Here is a 16,253-nt window from a genome sequence, read left to right on the forward strand (position 1 = left end):
CCAGACCCTCGAGCGCATCGCCAATGGCTGGCCAAACAGCGCTATCGAGGCGCTCATGCCTTGGAACTACCATCGCTGAACGGCATCAGCTACCCGCTTACGGCCGTCGGTCTTCATATGACCGATGGTGGCCTCGATGGCCGACACGTCGTTTCAGTTCCCGACACATGGTGGCCGTCAGGCTACGCTTGCGGCCAGCGATCATCACCGATCCCGAGCCGGCATAGTCGTGGCCGCGATAGCCCTTGTCGACGTAGATGCGGTCCGGATCGACGCCGCCGATCTCCACCGCCTGATCGACCGTTGCTGCGAGCGTGTGGCCATCATACGGATTGCCCTCGAACGTCTTGGCCGCCAGCACGAGGCTTTCGCGGTTGGTTGCCGCGATCCCGACCTTGCAGCCGAATTCGTAAGGGTTGCGGGCTTTGCCCTTCGAGATGCAGACCACCTCGGGCGCGTGCAGGAAGTAGATCTTGTTCCTGTCCTTCGGCTTCTGCGCCAAGAGCCGCTCGACGAGCCGGAGCGACCGGGCAAATCTGGCCTCGAGTTCGGCATTGCCGGCTATCTTGCGGCCGACGTCGCGGACCACCCGGGCGAGATAGGTGCGAAGGCGCTTGAGTTCGCGACGCATCCGGCGGAACTGCCGGGCATGCGCATAGCGACCCGCCCGCATCGCCGCTGCCTTGGCCAACCGCGTGTGGCTCTGCCTGAGCTCGATGCCGTACCGCTTGGCCTGACGCACCAGGATCTGGATTGCCTTGAGGTAGAGCCGGCTGTCGGTGGGGTGGGCGATCGCCCTTCGGCTGCACCGTCGTGTCGACGGTGATCCGCTCCAGCGAACTGGGCTTCGCAGTCCCCGTCTCGAGTGCGACGTCGACGCTTGCCTTCAGCATTTCCTCCAGCCCCTCGGGCCCGATCCGCTTGCGCCCTCGTGCTGGCATCGATCGGCGGCTCGTGCTGGAAGAACTCGAAGCCGCAGAAAAACTGCCAATAAGGATTTTCCACCCAGCGCTCCACCACTTCTTCGTCGGACAGGTCGTGGACGTGCTTGAGGTAATGCAGACCGACCATCAGCCGCGTCGGCTTGGCCGGCCTGCCGACCGGGCGATAAAACCCGCCAAACGCTTCGTCAAAGCGCGACCACGGCATCAATGCCGACAACCGGACCAGCGAATGGCGCGGATCGATGGTGGCATCGAGGCGCTCGCGGAACAAATCATTCTTACCGGACGACGGACGGGCTGGCAGCATTGCAAAAACACCGGAAAACGACGGGATCAAAGGAGGTTTCCGGCATTCTCCAATACTTCAAACCCGATGGGAATCCCTGCAATGCAAGGGGTCCAAGAGTTTTCAGGGCGAACCAGCTATTTCGGCGGGGTAACGAAGAGAACGATCTGCGATAATCTCAGGTCGGCCGTCGCCAAGGCTCTGTGGTTCGAGCCGACGATCAACGCGACATTTGCCGCTTTTGCCGAGCATTGCGACACAACAGTGCTTCCGGCACGGCCGAAACGTCCGCGGGATAAACTCTCCGCCGAAGGCTCGGTTTTAATCGTGGAGAGGTGGGTCCTGGCCAGGCTGAGAAACGAACGCTTCTTCAGCCTTGCCGATCTCAATGCCCGGATCAGCACTTTGATCGAAGACCTGAACGGCCGAACCATGCGCCGCTACGGCAAATCCCGTCGCTACTTGTTTGATGAGATCGAGCGCGCGCAACTCAAACCACTGCCGGCACCACCGTTTGAATATGCGGAATGGAAAGTCGCCAAGTCCATCCGACTATCATGTCGAGTTCGACAAGAGCTTCTATTCCGTGCGGCACGGCCTAATCGGCAAGCGGGTCGATGTTAGGCTGACGTATCGGGTGGTCGATATCTTCCACGACCATAAACTTGTTGCCGGTCACATCCGAAGCTCGCAGCGCTCAGGCCACATCACCGTCAATGAGCATATGCCGAAGTCGCACCAGCGCTATGCCAACACGACGCCTCACACATTGAGGAGGGACGCGGCAAAAGTCGGGAGCAACACAGCAATCTTTATCGAGCGTCTGAGTAATCGCCCACATCCGGAACAAGGGTATCGGTCCGCACAGGGCGTCCTTTCCCTGGCGCGACGCTACAAATCCGATCGCCTGGAAATGGCGTGTGAGCGGGCGCTGATCATCAAATGCTCTCAGCTATTCGTCCGTCGCCAACATTCTCAAATCGGGCCCCCTATGAGTGAGGCCATCAAGCCGGCACCGTCGCACGGCAACATCCGCGGCAAAACCTACTATCAATGAGAAAGGATACCAGACGCTGACCCATCCAATGCTTGATCAAATGCATACGCTCGGTCTTGCCGGAATGGCTGCCGCCTATCGCCAGCTTGGCGAGCAGAGCCATGGAAGCGGCCTTAGCCGCTGTCTTTGGCGAGCGGAACGAACCGTGTTGATGGCCCACCCTTTTCGATGGCGGCGAGCGGATAAGATTTGTTTCCTTTCGCAATTACCATGTCAAAGCCCGCGTCCATGGCAATCCTCGCTGCCATCAACTTTGTCACCATGCCACCCGCACCATGGCGACCGGGGGAATGACCGGCCATGGCTTCGATCTCAGGGGTAATGCATCGCACCTCCGGGACCAGACGGGCCAACGGGTTTTTGTGTGGATCTTCCGTAAAGAGGCCATCTACGTTGGAAAGCAGAACGAGAACGTCGGCGTTTACCAGCTGCGCGACCTGTGCCGCCAGCCGATCATTGTCGCCAACACAGATCTCCGCCGTTGCGGTCGTGTCGTTCTCGTTGATAACAGGCACAGCGCCAACTTTGAGAAGTTGTTGAAGGGCTGACCGCGCATTGAGGCGGCGATGCTGGTCGTCTATATCTGCGCCGGTCAATAGCACTTGCGCCATGCCAAACCTATGGCGTTTCAAACTCTGTTCATAAGCAAACATGAGTCGAACCTGACCAATCGCGGCGGCCGCTTGCTTCTCCTCAATTCGCAGAGATCTGTCCAACTGCTTGAAGTGGTATGATCCAACCGCGACAGCACCGGAGGTGACGATGAGCACCTGTTGCCCGCGTGCGAAAAATCGGACGACATCCTCTATCAGAGTTTCAAGCCAAGGACCGCGTATCTCTCCAGTATCTGCATCGGCAATCAGTGCGGAGCCAATCTTGACGGTCAGCCGGCGAGCCGAAGACAATTGGACCGCGCTCGCTGCCATTGAGTGTTGCACTAGAAGTGAAGACACATACCTCTCCGTTCATTTGTTGGCATCCAACAACAAGTAAATAATAACAAGTGCCACAACGTGGTGTTCCGATCGTAATCGGCATCAGCTTTTCAGCCGTGCCTAACCTCCGACTTGCGGTGAAATTAGCATTGTCAGCGATTGCCGGTCGCAAAGATTCTGTAAATTTTTTGAAGTATGTATTGCACGCGTTTGATTATCGGCAGCGTGGCATGGGATCGTGGTCGAGTAGCTCAGCCATTCGGCTGTCACTCTCTGGGCCTGCGCCCAAATGATGCCGGAGTTGGCTGGCGGAAGTATTAGGTCTCGAACTCCGACCAACCCACGCGCCGCTTTTCTGACTTCCGTCTCAGACCCCTAGCCATGTCCGACGCACTTGCCGGCAGAACCCGTTGAGCGCTGGATAGTTGTGAGGCCTACCGTAGTGGCCGCAATGTCCACGCAGAACGGCGGCGAACCATACGTGCTGCGTGGCCAGCCGGAACGGCAGATGAGAGTTCTCCGCTCGATTGTTCAGCCGTTATGCGAGCGGGCTCGTGGTATGACGTGTATAGCGCGACAATCAGGGAGAGAAGCCGTATTGCCTCACGTAACGATGCTCCCCGAGATTCGAGGGTTGCCTCATCCATTTTGCTCCCGGCTTGGGGCGAAGGAGGCCGGGCGCGGAGATGGGCGGGGTTTCGCAGCGCCCGGCCTCCTTCGCGAGCGCCACGGCGCCTCAGTGTGGCCTTGCGATCTCCAGGATCGGCTGCTCCTTGTTCAAGGGGCCAAACAGCAACGCGTCCGCCTGTTCGCTGCGCCAGACCTTTAGCCGGTGCTGAAGCGTTCGAAGCAGTTTGTCCGGGTAATCGCCGGGATACTTGGCCTGCAGTCGTGACAGAAGTTCGCTGCCGGTCCGCCATGGTTCCGCTTCGAACCAATTTCGTAAGTCCGCAGTCGCCTTGACGAGAGGGTCGGGACGACGTCGGCCTCTTTTGGCTTTCACAATCGGGCGATCCGTCGGCCGGAGAGCACCGTCCTTCCAGGCAGTCCGCAAAGTCGCCAGGAACAGGTCGATCGGCTGAGCCACCCCGTCAGGGCGGCCGGCGAAGTATGGCAAGCGCAGCGAGCCGCTCCTGCATGGCGCGGATATCGCGCAACAGCAGAACAGGATCGAGTCCGGCGTAGATTTCCTGCAGACGGGAGCGGACTGCATCTGAGGTGCGAGGGCAAGCAGCATCGCCAACTAAGCTCTCAGGAACTGGCCTTTTACTGGAGGATGCCGCTTCGTTCCGGGCTTTTGCCCGGCTGCCATGGGGGTGGAGCCCAAAGAAATCAGTCCTGCACAAGACGATCAGTGCGATCCGGGCGCCGACCTGGGAAGAAATCAACAAAGAACTGCTGGCAAGCGCCAGGCGAGAGAAGCTGGAAAGCGGCCAGGTCGTGCGCGTGGATAGCACCGTCACCGCCGCACTCGTCCACGAGCCGAGCGACAGCAGCCTGTTGTGGGACGCTGTGCGGGTGATGGTGCGGCTGTTGCAGCACGCGGATGTACTGGGCAGCGCCATCCCATGGCACGATCACTGCCGCGCGGCGAAGAAGCGGTCCCGGACGATCGAATATACCCGCGGCCGCCTGAAACCTTGGTCGCCTGAATGTCAACCTTGCCATCCCTCGTTAGTTTCGTCGTCACTGCGGGAACACACCGTTCCAGTTTGCCATGACTCTCATCCATTTGCTGATTCAAATTGGATACAATCGACAATCTCTCAAATGACGCTGCTTTGCAGTCCTGGCTCGACGTTCGCTGCACCGTTGCGCGGCGACGATGATGCCGGCCTCGAGCAATGGATCGAGGGCGACCCGGGCAGCGAACTGGCTTCCCTTGCAGCAGACATCGCCCGTGATATTGCGGCTGTTCGCGCCGCAATCACCCAGCCCTGGAGCACCAGTCCCGTCGAGGGACAGATCAACCGGCTCAAGACCATCAAGCGACAGATGTATGGGCGCTCGGGGTATCCGCTGCTGAGAAACAGGCTGCTGGCGGCCTAACGACTGTAGAAACAGACGGGCAACCAAGGGAGCGTCGCCCCTGCACCAAACATGTGGAAGAAATCTTCTCTTGTCGATGCGGCGCGCCAAAACTTGATTTCAGGCCGCTCAATGCGGCCCCTTTGTTTTGGCCGGCTTTGTTTTCAACGGGCTCAGCTCGTGGATGACGCCGCGGGCGGCTGCTCGATGATCTTGATACGCACTACACTGCGCCCGCCGTCAACGCCGACGGGTACCTCGCCATCGATGGCCACGCGACGGACGACGCGAGGTTGGTCGCCATAATCCCTAACCGCATAATGCATCGTGGCGCGGTTGTCCCAGATAGCGACATCGCCTTGCTTCCAGTTCCAGCGCACAGTATTTTCCGGCGCGGTGATATGAGACTCGAATAAATCGAATAGCTTCTGGCCGTCATATTTCGGCAGGTCAACAAATCCTTTCACATAAAGACCAAGCACCAACGTTCGCTCGCCGGTTTCGGGGTGGACACGTACAACGGGATGCTCGGTCTCGAAACTCGCTCTACTAAGGGCCTCATCGTAAACCTTTTTTTCGGCTTCGGTGGGGCGGGCAAACACGGCGAAGTCGTACGCGTTGCTGTGAACCGCCCAGAGGTCGTCGGCAAGCCTTTGCAGCGGTGCCGGCAAGTCGAGATATGCTGCCGCGGTGTTTGACCACACTGTGTCGCCGCCGACTGCTGGGATCACAGCGCCTCGCAGCACCAAAATCTTGGGATAAGCATCTAGGTAGGCGAAATCGATGTGCCAAGCATCAGTCCGGAAGCCTCGCGCGCTATCAATGTCGAGGATCGACATCGTTCCCTTCGCAGGATCTAACGTCGGAGACAGCATAGGCTTCCCGAAACGAATAGCAAAGCGTTCGTGCTCGGCGTCGTCAAGATGACCCTGGTCACGAAAGAAGATGACTTTGTGTTCAAGCAGCAGGCCTTTGATCGCGGCGATGGTCTGGTCCGGCAAATCGCCCGACAGCTTGATATTCCTGATTTCAGCACCAATTCGCGCCGCGCATTTGACAACAGCAGTATGCGGAATGACACTATCGATCATCAAAGCCGTTTCACTCATGGTGGAATTCTCCAAGTTCGCGGTTCTTTCGCGGGCATTTAAGCTCGCTGGCGCCCAATCCCCAGCAAGCGGCGTGCCTATCGCGAAAACCGAGCGTCAAGCCGTTGATTTGCGGAAGGAACTCATGCTCGCGCCTCCGAAGCCCCTGACGTATTGTCGCCAATGCGACAAGCGCAGCTCGAGACGCTACGAGAGTGCTGGATTCTCCCCGTACGAGCGCAAGTGAGCGGCGATCTGCTTGGCTGTGTAACGCCGGCGGCGCAACGTTTCGACGGCGGCATATCGGACCGCTGGGGTTTGACTTGCCAATATGTGAGGCCGAGCAGAACGATCGTGCAAATCATCTACGCCTCCTCCGCGGAAGATCCCATAGCGTCATTGCTCAGATCCCTGAAAACTGGATCGTTCGAAAGTGAAGTCTTCCGGTAACATCCCTTGGCTGGGAGGAGCGGAAGACGATGAAGGCATCGAAATTCTCGGACGCGCAGAAGGCGTTCACTCTGAAGCAGGATCGGACGGGATTCCGGTCGCGGAGAGCTGTCGTCAGATCAGCCAGGCGACGTACTTCAACTGGAAGAAGAATACGACGGACTGCTGCCGACCGAGATGAAGCGGCTGAAGCAGCTTGAGGACGAGAACGGCAAGCTGAGGAAGCTGGTGGCCGATCTCTTCTTGGACAAGGAGATGCTGCAGGACGTGATCCGCCGAAATGTATGGTCCGCTTCGTCCGTGCAAGGCTTTTGGATCTCATAACGAGCACAGTCTGTATCCGGCCTCTCGCGAGTGCGCTGCTGTTGCAGCCAGGCTAAGATGAGATACGCGCGCGCTGTTCCTGGATAACTTGGTCGTGCTGGAGCACGCTTCGGCAGGAACGTTTACAGTGCGCCGATCAACTGTCTCGTCATAGTCTCCTCGAACCTCGCAGTCTGCCGGTCGAGAGCCTTAGGCAGTCGTCGGGTCACGAAGCTCGTAGGTTGCTCCCGACCGATTGAGGATCACCCACGCGACTCGTGCGACCTTAGCCGCCAACGCAACGGTGACCTTGTTGATATGCATGCGCTTCTCCAACCCGTCGATCCAGGCGCCATGCCGGTCGCGGCTTCGATCCAGGTGCAAGACGCATGATCGGGGGCCGTGTATCAGCAGACGCCGTAGATAGTGGTTGCCGCGTCGGCTGATGCCCAGAAGCATGGACTTCCCACCGGTGATGTGCTGGCGTGGAACGAGCCCCAGCCATGCGGCCATATCGCGGGCAGTGCGGAACTGCCGCCCATCTCCGGCGGATGCAAGGATTGCCGTAGCTACAAGTGGCCTTGGTCCCGCGTCATAATGGCCATCTGGCTACGTTATTGAAAGTCAAGGGTCTTTTGCTCCGAACTTGGTGATGACGGACGCCTTGAGTGCCTGACGCGCTCGATCAGACGCGAATCTTCGATATCCCGTCGTTTGATGACCCATGGTGCGCCTTTGCAATATTGCTCGGCAGGAATGATGCCGGCGGCAATCTGGCGAAGGACCGTCGCGGAGCTCAGATTGAGCATCCTGGCGGCTTCAGTCAACGTGACTTCGCCGCGCTCGGCCCATTCGCCATCCCTGTAGACCGCGATGCCGTGCGTGTTGTGGAAGCCCCGCACACACGACTGCGACCATCCATTCGATCGGCCTGTCCGCTTTCCTGCCCGGTTGAGTAGTCCGGCAATGGCCTTGTCGGGCATCAGGCGCGCGCAGGCGCGGATCAACTCCACCGTCTCCGGCTCGACCGACCACCGCGTTTGACCCCGCCGGTTCTTTCTCACCGTCAGGCGGGTATGATCGCCGCCCTGCCAATGCAACAACAAATGAATCCGGTCACCCTCGACGTGTGCCACGACCTCGCGCAACACGACCCGGATGATGCGCTTACGCGTGACGGCAGTGGCCGCCGGATGATGCCACGCGGCTTCCAGGTCGACCCCCATTTGCAATAGGCGGTGGCGCTCCTCGGCGCACAAAGCGGCCGGCCGCTTGTCGGACCAGGGCCTCCAGTTCTTCCTCGAGTGCGCGTACGGTCACGAGGGCGCCGTTCCACCGGCGCTCGAGTTCGGGAGCAACCAGACGATTCTCAGGGTCGACCGTGTCATACCTGCCGGCGCGCTTTGGTTGCCTCATATCGCGCCTGTTCGAGCGCTAACGCGATCTGGCGCAGTTTTTCGCCAGACTGATGCTCGCCTGCGCGATCGCCTGGATGGCCGCTTCAACGCCGAGCGGCTGCAGCAACCGTACGATCTCGGCTCCCACCGCCTCGTCGACCCGTAATGCGCCAAACGAGATCCAGGGATCACTGTCGGGATTGCTCCGGGTCGCGCTACACTTATAGCGGCCGACATCACCCTTGGCTCCATTATGGGCAACAAGCAGCCGGGCGGCCGCAATGACTGCAACGCAATAGCCCGGCGAGCAAAGCCTCTCCCTTGCGCACCGGCCCGCGCACCATCATGCCCTTGCCGTTGGCATTGTCAGTAATCAGCCGTTGGTTCCTTTCAAAGTCTGCCCAGGGCAAATAGCCTTCGTGATGATCAACGAGCAAGACTGCCCAATCTGAGCGAGCTTTGCGACGGCCGCGCACGATTCGCTTGCGGCCATTTTCGATTATCTTCCGACTTCCGGTTCGGCCAAAGGCATAAGCACCAGCATAAACAGGATTGGTGAGAAGGTTGCTCACCGTCGTGTAGACCGGAGGTTTCCACAGCACCTGCTGCTGTCCCGAGATCCTAGGGTTGATGTACGGCAGCGCTATCTGGTCACTGCGAAGCGATAAGAACACCTGACGGATGCTTTGCATTTCGGCAAAGCGAGTGAAGACCAACCCAATCGCCTCGCGCACGCGCAGGTCGGGATCCCTTTCGATTTTGTCACAGCCCACTTTCACATAGCCGACGGCGACCGTGAAGAAGAGCTCGCCCCGTCGTGCTTTCTGCTTCAAGGCTTCCATCGAACGGGCCCGCAGGAGCGACAGTTTGAGCTCGCTCATCGTCCCTTTCATGCCCAGCAATAACCGATCGTTTGGATGGCGGGGTTCGTAGATGCCATCCTCATCGACGATCGCCGCGCCAACCAGACCGCAAAATTCGATCAGCGTGTGCCAGTCGCATCCGTTGCGCGCCAGACGCGACACTTCGATTGCGAACACAGCATTCCTCCCGCTATGTGCCTGTGCTCGACCCGCGGTTCAGCTATCGGGCGGAGGATGTGGTCAGGGCACTGGAAAAGGTCTGTCCGAATATCGGCTATCCGAAGACGATCGTGTCGACCACGGCTCCGAGTTCGTCTCCCGCGACCTCGACCTATGGGCCTACGCGACAGGCGTGATGCTCGACTTCATCAGGCCGGCAAAGCCCACCGACAACGCTTAGATCGAAGCGTTTTCACGGCCGCTGAACGCCCGCTGGTTCCCGACCCTTGCCGAGTAATTACCCAACCCCTCGCCCTCTCGATGCGGCACAGTGCGTCGTCGCTCGTCGTCGATGTCCGGGAACTGCGGGGGAGCCTTATCGATCTTGCTGACGATGCTCGGGTAATTGGCATCGGGGCTGCGCCTGCCCTGTTCCAGTATCTTCAACGCGGAAGCGCCACTCGTAGTCGTACAAGAAGGTCATTGCCGAGCCCATCTTCTGGAAGGCTGTGGTGACGCACGTGCCCTTCATGCTGCGAGAGCCGCTCCCGGCGAAAAGTTCGAACCTCTGGGGCGAGTCGAACAGCTTTCCCGTCAGCTTTGAATAGAAGCCGTAGGCGTGGTCCCTGTCAAAGCCAAATGCCGTTACGATGGCTTCGGCCAGATCCGCTAGCGTGCTCGAACTCGACACCTCGATGTCCCAGGCACCCGAAAGCGTCGAGAACGCTCACAACCGAGCGGCCGCCCTTGACTCATTAGAGAACACTATCGGTCCTGGTCTACCACAGTGGCCGACTTCTCGCCGCCTGATCGGGAGGGACAGCCGGCAACTTCCAGTCCGGGGCAAGAGTTCATCGAGCGGGCTGACGATGTGGTCATTGATGCTAGATAGCACGTTGGCGAGACAGTCCTGCAGGTTGAGGTCGGAGAGTTTCGCCGTTCCAATGGTCATCTCATCAGCGATGGTCGCCCCCCCCGGCGCAAGGAGCGCGACGTGGCGGACCGGGAGGGGCGCAGGGGTGATCCTCAGCGTCCCGTTCAGCCGAGAAACGTCAGGACATAGCGACCACGATATTGCCGACGTGCCGCTTTTCCATGAACGCCTGCTGCGCGGCGGCAAGCTCGCTTAGTGGGTACTGAGCGGCGAGTATAGGCTTCAGCAGACCCTGCTCGATCAGGCTGACCAGCCGTGGCGCGGTGCCGGGAGGCACGATCGTCGCGCCTGTGAGTTGCAGGTCCTTGTAAATCAGCTGGCGCAGGTCAAAATCGACCACCGGCCCGGCGATCGCGCCCGACGTGGAATAGCGCCCGCCGTGACGCAGGGCCTCGATCAGATGTCCAAAAAGGTTGCCGCCAACGACATCGAGTGCGACATCGACACCGCCGCCGGTGGCCGCGCGAATTGCTTCGGCCAAATCGGGCGATGCGCGGTCGATCACAGTCTCTGCGCCGAGCTCCTCGAGCAGGGCAGCCTTCGAACGCGAGGCGACTGCGACAACGCGAGCACCGCGTAGCCGGCAAAGCTGTATCGCGGCCGATCCCACTCCGCCCGAGGCGCCTGCGATCACCACAGTCTCGCCCGGCCTCAGAGAAGCGCGCGAGATCAGGTTCTCGGCCGTGGTGTAGGCACAGGGAAAGGTCGCCAGCTCGGCATCGGCCAGCGGGCTCTCGATGCGGATCGCGTTGTCGGCGGGCACAGTAGTGAAGTCGGCAAATCCGCCGTCGCATTCAGAGCCGAAATAGGCCGCCTTTTTGGCGTCAAACCAGTCACCCGGGCCGAGCAGCCACGGGTCGACAATCACCCTTTCGCCGATCCGGCCGGTGTCAACGCCGTCGCCGACGGCCACGATCCGGCCCGCCACGTCGGCGCCCTGGATGCGCGGAAACTGCAGCGCCACGCTCCGCCAGCTGCGAGTGTCGGCCTCCGCGTCGGAGAACGCGGTGCTGCCGCTCGACGGCGTGATACCATCGCGCACGGCTTTGGAATACCAGCCGGTGCGGGTATTGATGTCGGTGTTGTTGAGGCCGCATGCTGCGACCTTGATCAACACTTCACCCGCGGCCGGCTCGGGGACGGGCCAATCTTCGCGGTATTCAAGTTTGTCGAGACCGCCATGACCCATCAGGAGCACGGCACGCATCGATGTCGGCTGAGTCACTATCTGCTCCTCGGGATCACGAATATATCGCAACTGCATCGCCCAGCGCTTCGAGATCGGGTTCAACGCCGAGACCTGGCCCATTCGGCGGAGTGGCGAAGCCGTCGACGTTCCTGGCACCCTGGCCCGCAACGGGGTCGACGGCGAGATGATGATGGCAAAGCCAGCTCGCGAGCCTGTTTTCGGCTGGCGTGGAGGACGCCAGGTGAATCGCAGCCGTATCGGCCAGTGCGGAGCCGCCGACGTCCTCGATATGCATCTGCCATCCTACGGACACGCCGAAATCGCGGATCTGCCTGGCCTTGGTCAGTCCCCCGCCCCGGTTCGGCTTCACCTTGACGCCTTCGCAGGCATCTAGCTTCCAGGCTTCCAGATGGTCCTCGAAAGTATGCAGGCATTCGTCGAGCATGATCGGCTGCCTCACCCTTCCCGCCACATGCGCGCACTGCGACAGGGTCTGGCAGGGCTGCTCGACCCAGCCCCGCAGGCCTACATTATTCAGGACTTGGATCGCGACGGCCGGCACCCAGGCACGGTTGACGTCATAGGTGACGGTCTCGTCGGGCTGCAGGGCAGCCTCGATCGCCTCTATCCTGGAAATGTCTCGCGCTGGGTCGCTGCCACCGACCTTTGCCGAATGCGTGCGATAGCCCTGCGCATAGGCCTCGCGGATAAGGGCGATCATCTCCTCATTCGAGCCGGTCGAGATCGACGAATTGACCGCGACCGGATCGGCTTCTTCGCCACCAAACAGGCGCCATAGCGGCATGCCGCTCGACCTGCCCAGAATGTCCCAGCAGGCCATGTCGATGGCCGATTTGACGTAGAGGTGGCCCGGCAGAGCGGTGTCCATAGTGCGGTTGATCGCGCCGAGCGCGCATGGGTCGCGCCCGAGCAGCGCCGGCGCCAGTGTCGCGATGCCAGCCCGGATGCCTGGTCCGTGCGCAGGCAGGTAGGTGTTGCCCCATGGGCAGCCTTCGCCCCAGCCGGACAGACCGGCACCCGTGTCGATGCGCACGAAGGTGCTATCGAGTTTCTCGAATTTCAGCCGGCCGCCGGACAGCCAGTAAGGTTTCGTCAGCGGAAGCTCGAGCTGCCACACGCAAATCCGGGTGATCTTCATAGCAGGTCGCGCTCCTCAAAAACCTTCCTGGCGACACGAAAGCATTCAAGCGCCTGTGGCGCGCCACAATGGATTCCGACAACGTGTATCGCGGCGCGAATTTCGTCGACAGACACGCTTTGTTGAGCGCGCCACGACAATGGATTTCCCGTTCGGCATCGTTCCGGGCGCCCCGATCCTGGCTGGGTCCATGAGCGAACACGTCTCGGGGCCTTCACCCGTCGTTTTCAAGACGCGACGAGGCATGGTTCTGGGGGTTCGGTGGGGGCGATGAAGCGGTTGATCCGTCTGCAGCGATTCTTCTCCACATATTCGGTCCCCGACTTTGCCTAGCGCCCGGCAAGACCTTCTCGAATGAGCGTGCTTCACACGGGACCCCTATGTTTGAAGTGCGATTGCGATGTTCTTGGTCTGCACGTAGTTCCACAAAGCCTCGCGGCCCTTTTCCCGCCCATAGCCGGACTTGTCATAGCCGCCGAAGGGCGTCTCAACGCCTCCGGCGAACCATTCATTGACGAAAATCTGTCCCGCGCGCAGCCGCGCCGCTATTTTCATCGCTCGGGTAACGTCAGCGGTAAAGACGCCACCTACGAGCCCGTAAGTGGTTCCGTTCGCAATGCGCACCGCCTCTTCCTCCTGGCTGAATCTTAGGATGGACAGGACCGGTCCGAAGACCTCCTCTCGGGCGATGCTCATCTCCGGCGTAACATGGTCAAATATGGTTGGCTCGAGAAAATAACCTGGCTGGTCAAGTTTGCGCCCACCAACCACGGCCCGGGCCCCCTGGCGCTCGGCCTCGCGGCACATTGCTTCGGCATGATCGCGCTGAGCAGCAGAGATCATCGCTCCCATATTCGCGCCAAAGTCCGGTCGTTCGATGCCCGGTCCCACCGAGATCGAGCGGGCCATTTCAACCACCCGGTCGACAACCTCATCGTGAACGTCGTCATGGACGATCAGTCTGGACATGGCCGAGCAAACTTGGCCAGCATTGAAGAAAATCCCCCAGCGCACTGACGACACGAGCGCGTCGACATTGGCGTCAGCCCAGACGATTGCGGCCGATTTGCCGCCAAGCTCCAGCACGCAGGGGACCACGTTTTGGGCTGCTGCCGACGCGATACTGATGCCGGTTGGTACGGAACCGGTGAAGACAATCTGGTTAACGCTTCGATTGCCGACCAGCGCCACTCCCGCTTCGCGGCCAAGCCCGCACAAAATGTTAACTGCGCCGCGCGGCAGGCCAGCGTATTCGGCCGCCTCAGCGATGTACGCGCTGGACAGCGGGTCGAGTTCTGGAGTTTTCACCACGCAGGCATTGCCGGTCGCCAAAGCCGGGGCCAACGAGCGCGCGGCCAACTCCACCGGATAGTTAAACGGAATCAGCTGGGCGGACACGCCATAGGGTTCGCAGGTTGTGAAGTCGCAATAACTCGCACCGAGCGGGATCGAGCGGCCCTCGAGCGTTTCAGCCTGGTTGCCATAATATTCGAAGTAACGTGCCGCACCCTGGATCTCGAGCCAAGCCTCCCATAGCGGCTTGCCCGCCTCATGACACAGCACTTCCGCGATGACATCGATATTGGCAAGAAGATAGTCACCCATCGCCCTGACCATTCGACCCCGCTCCACCGGACGCATTGCAGTCAGCACGCCAGTTTCGTGACACCGTTTAGCGGCGTCGAGTGCATGGTCGACGTCGGCAGCATCGGCAAGCGCCTGCTCAGCGACTTTTTCGCCAGTGGAGGGATCGTCGACCACAATCCTGCCGGCGCCACCGTCGGTCCAGGTGCCGTCAATATAGTTCTGCCAATAGGCCTTAATCTTGAGCATCAAGGGCCTCGCGCATCCACTGCTGGAGGACTTGTATCGAGTGCTCGGAATTGACGCCGCAGTCAGGATCGACGACGAGCGGGCCCGGCCGATAGCCGCGGCATTTCAGGCCGCGCTGGACGGAATCCACGATCTGAATGTCTTCCTCTACGGTGGTCGCCCGATCTTGGGCCGCCAACTTGCGTATCACCTCTGAGTCGGCTCCCTCAATCGTGTACCACCCGCGCCACACCACGACCTCGTCCACGCCCTTGGGGTGCCAGTGATATGTGTTCAGCACGTTACCGGGATAGACCTGGAAGGAGAACGTCGGCCACAAGAACCATGATGAATACTTCCCCGCGCAGGGATTGTCGGCGAGATCAATAGGGTAGCTCATGCGCTCAAGATTCTGGCATTCGGTTGTGTGCCTGAGGCAATAGCCCTGGGGCTGGATGTCGTAAGTCTCCGGCTTGATCACGCCGGTCGAAAAGGTCTCGTGATTGATTTGACAGTGATAACACTCGGAATAGTTCTCGACAGAGACTTTCCAGTTGCAGTGTTCGGAAATTTCGATCCATTCCAGTGGTTTCACCCGTTCGATATGAGGGACATATTCACTAAGTTCCACTCGAACTCTCGAGAACCATTCATCCATGGGTTTCGCATCTGGATCTAAATTTACGAAAACAAAGCCCAAGAAAACCTCGGTACGCACCGGCTCCAGACAAATATCATTGCGATCGAGACGCGGAACAGCCTTGATATTCGGACCGTTAAGCAGTCGTCCGCTGATCTCATATGACCAGGCATGATAGGGGCAAACGATGAGCTTTGAATTTCCCGTTCCGCGCAGCAACTCATGCGCCCGGTGCTGGCACACGTTGTAGAAGGTACGCACCTCACCGTCGCGATCGCGGATACAGAATAAGCTCTGGCCAGCGATTTCGGAGGTGAAGTAATCACCAGCCTTCTCCAGGAGGGAGACGTGCCCGGCGAATTGCCATGTTCGAGCCAGTAGTCGGTCCTGCTCCTTGATGAAGATTTCCGGTGCGGTGTAGTAGCGGGCATCCAGAGATCGTGCGGGCATGATCGGCGGTATGGCGCGGGGGTTCATCATTGAAGCTCTCTCCTGCAGGTACCAAGCTCATGGTGTCGACGACAAGATAGCTTGATATTGCTGACAATCTCGTGGCCGGCTTTGGCTGTCGTTTTCATGGATGAGACGTGTGGTGGCGCGATCATGACTTCTTCTCCGTTGTACTTGACTTGTGCATCATACGAAAAACCCAATAATGCGTCCTACTCCGCCAATTATCGTCCATCGTATAGGCACTCCGCGACATGCACGCCCTCTTCCTGCAAATGCCACACGTCATCTTGAAACGATGCCATCCCTGCATAGCTCTTGCGGGTCCATGCGACGATGAACCCGCCGCGCGCGTCCAAGGTCGACATCGCGCTGTCTTTTGCACTTCGCTTGCACTACGTTTGACGCAAGCATGAAGACCATTCGATGCAAACGTCACGCCACGACTAAGATTGTAAGCTTACTGTTCAACGATATAGGTTCCTGCTTTTTTCTACAACACGAGCTATGTAAAAGAAATATTTTCTCAAGTTAACTATTGATGACACGTGTTTAACAT

10 protein-coding genes and 8 pseudogenes are annotated in these 16,253 nt (G+C 59.5%); 5 read left to right on the top strand and 13 right to left on the bottom strand.

The genetic code is table 11. The annotated features are described in order from the left end of the window. Window positions 1–99: 99 nt before the first annotated feature. A pseudogene (locus NKJ81_RS30590) lies at window positions 100–1,251 on the bottom strand (IS5 family transposase); the annotation flags it as partial. A gap of 114 nt (window positions 1,252–1,365) precedes the next feature. Here NKJ81_RS30590 and NKJ81_RS30595 point away from each other — a divergent pair. After that, window positions 1,366–2,287: pseudogene (locus NKJ81_RS30595) on the top strand (Mu transposase domain-containing protein); the annotation flags it as partial. A 113-nt stretch (window positions 2,288–2,400) separates the two neighbouring features. Here NKJ81_RS30595 and proB read toward each other — a convergent pair. Together proB and NKJ81_RS30605 are read right to left on the bottom strand one after the other, a co-directional pair. After that, the gene (gene proB / locus NKJ81_RS30600) at window positions 2,401–3,213 is read right to left on the bottom strand and encodes a glutamate 5-kinase (RefSeq protein ID WP_352542734.1); all 813 of its coding nucleotides are present in this window, start codon (window positions 3,211–3,213) and stop codon (window positions 2,401–2,403) included. A 745-nt stretch (window positions 3,214–3,958) separates the two neighbouring features. After that, window positions 3,959–4,457: pseudogene (locus tag NKJ81_RS30605) on the bottom strand (ISNCY family transposase); the annotation flags it as partial. Here NKJ81_RS30605 and NKJ81_RS30610 point away from each other — a divergent pair. Then, window positions 4,436–4,860 (top strand): annotated as a pseudogene (locus NKJ81_RS30610) (ISNCY family transposase); the annotation flags it as partial. The pseudogenes NKJ81_RS30605 and NKJ81_RS30610 overlap by 22 nt on opposite strands. A gap of 234 nt (window positions 4,861–5,094) precedes the next feature. Further along, a pseudogene (locus tag NKJ81_RS30615) lies at window positions 5,095–5,271 on the top strand (ISL3-like element ISAzs13 family transposase); the annotation flags it as partial. Between the two features lie 152 nt (window positions 5,272–5,423). Here NKJ81_RS30615 and NKJ81_RS30620 read toward each other — a convergent pair. Further along, entirely contained in the window at window positions 5,424–6,359 is a 936-nt protein-coding gene (locus tag NKJ81_RS30620) for a TauD/TfdA dioxygenase family protein (RefSeq protein ID WP_352542735.1), read from the bottom strand. A 458-nt stretch (window positions 6,360–6,817) separates the two neighbouring features. On the opposite strand from NKJ81_RS30620, the pseudogene NKJ81_RS30625 reads away from it, so the two are divergent. After that, window positions 6,818–7,067: pseudogene (locus tag NKJ81_RS30625) on the top strand (transposase); the annotation flags it as partial. A gap of 234 nt (window positions 7,068–7,301) precedes the next feature. On the opposite strand, the pseudogene NKJ81_RS30630 reads toward NKJ81_RS30625, so the two are convergent. The 3 genes and pseudogenes from NKJ81_RS30630 to NKJ81_RS30640 all read right to left on the bottom strand — a co-directional run. Continuing rightward, window positions 7,302–7,679 (bottom strand): annotated as a pseudogene (locus NKJ81_RS30630) (transposase); the annotation flags it as partial. A 26-nt stretch (window positions 7,680–7,705) separates the two neighbouring features. Continuing rightward, complete coding sequence (locus tag NKJ81_RS30635) at window positions 7,706–8,317, bottom strand: helix-turn-helix domain-containing protein (RefSeq protein WP_352542747.1); 612 nt, start codon at window positions 8,315–8,317, stop codon at window positions 7,706–7,708. Window positions 8,318–8,739: 422 nt separating this feature from the next. Continuing rightward, the gene (locus tag NKJ81_RS30640; protein ID WP_352542736.1) at window positions 8,740–9,528 is read right to left on the bottom strand and encodes a recombinase family protein; all 789 of its coding nucleotides are present in this window, start codon (window positions 9,526–9,528) and stop codon (window positions 8,740–8,742) included. A gap of 8 nt (window positions 9,529–9,536) precedes the next feature. Between NKJ81_RS30640 and NKJ81_RS30645 the strand changes: the two are divergent. Next, a pseudogene (locus tag NKJ81_RS30645) lies at window positions 9,537–9,748 on the top strand (DDE-type integrase/transposase/recombinase); the annotation flags it as partial. Here the strand turns inward: NKJ81_RS30645 and NKJ81_RS30650 are convergent. From NKJ81_RS30650 to NKJ81_RS30675, 6 genes are all read right to left on the bottom strand, one after another. Then, window positions 9,748–9,957 (bottom strand): hypothetical protein, encoded by a 210-nt coding sequence (locus NKJ81_RS30650; protein WP_352542749.1) that lies wholly within the window; start codon window positions 9,955–9,957, stop codon window positions 9,748–9,750. The pseudogene NKJ81_RS30645 and the gene NKJ81_RS30650 overlap by 1 nt on opposite strands. After that, a complete protein-coding gene (locus tag NKJ81_RS30655) occupies window positions 9,887–10,201 on the bottom strand; it encodes an IS1096 element passenger TnpR family protein (protein ID WP_352542737.1) in 315 nt (104 codons plus the stop codon). The genes NKJ81_RS30650 and NKJ81_RS30655 overlap by 71 nt, the downstream gene beginning before the upstream one ends. 361 nt (window positions 10,202–10,562) lie before the next feature. Further along, window positions 10,563–11,669 carry an alcohol dehydrogenase family protein gene (locus NKJ81_RS30660; protein WP_352542748.1) on the bottom strand — a complete coding sequence of 369 codons (1,107 nt, stop codon included), beginning with the start codon at window positions 11,667–11,669 and terminating at the stop codon, window positions 10,563–10,565. A gap of 16 nt (window positions 11,670–11,685) precedes the next feature. After that, the gene (locus NKJ81_RS30665) at window positions 11,686–12,792 is read right to left on the bottom strand and encodes a mandelate racemase/muconate lactonizing enzyme family protein (RefSeq protein ID WP_352542738.1); all 1,107 of its coding nucleotides are present in this window, start codon (window positions 12,790–12,792) and stop codon (window positions 11,686–11,688) included. Between the two features lie 378 nt (window positions 12,793–13,170). Then, window positions 13,171–14,625, bottom strand: a complete 1,455-nt coding sequence (locus NKJ81_RS30670; protein ID WP_352542739.1) for an aldehyde dehydrogenase family protein — start codon at window positions 14,623–14,625, stop codon at window positions 13,171–13,173. Next, on the bottom strand, window positions 14,612–15,724 hold the full coding sequence (locus tag NKJ81_RS30675) for an aromatic ring-hydroxylating oxygenase subunit alpha (protein WP_352542740.1): 1,113 nt from the start codon (window positions 15,722–15,724) through the stop codon (window positions 14,612–14,614). Before NKJ81_RS30675 ends, NKJ81_RS30670 begins: the two co-directional genes overlap by 14 nt. Window positions 15,725–16,253 lie beyond the last annotated feature (529 nt).

The sequence above is a fragment of the Mesorhizobium sp. M0018 genome (assembly GCF_040323955.1).
Classification (GTDB): Bacteria; Pseudomonadota; Alphaproteobacteria; order Rhizobiales; family Rhizobiaceae; genus Mesorhizobium.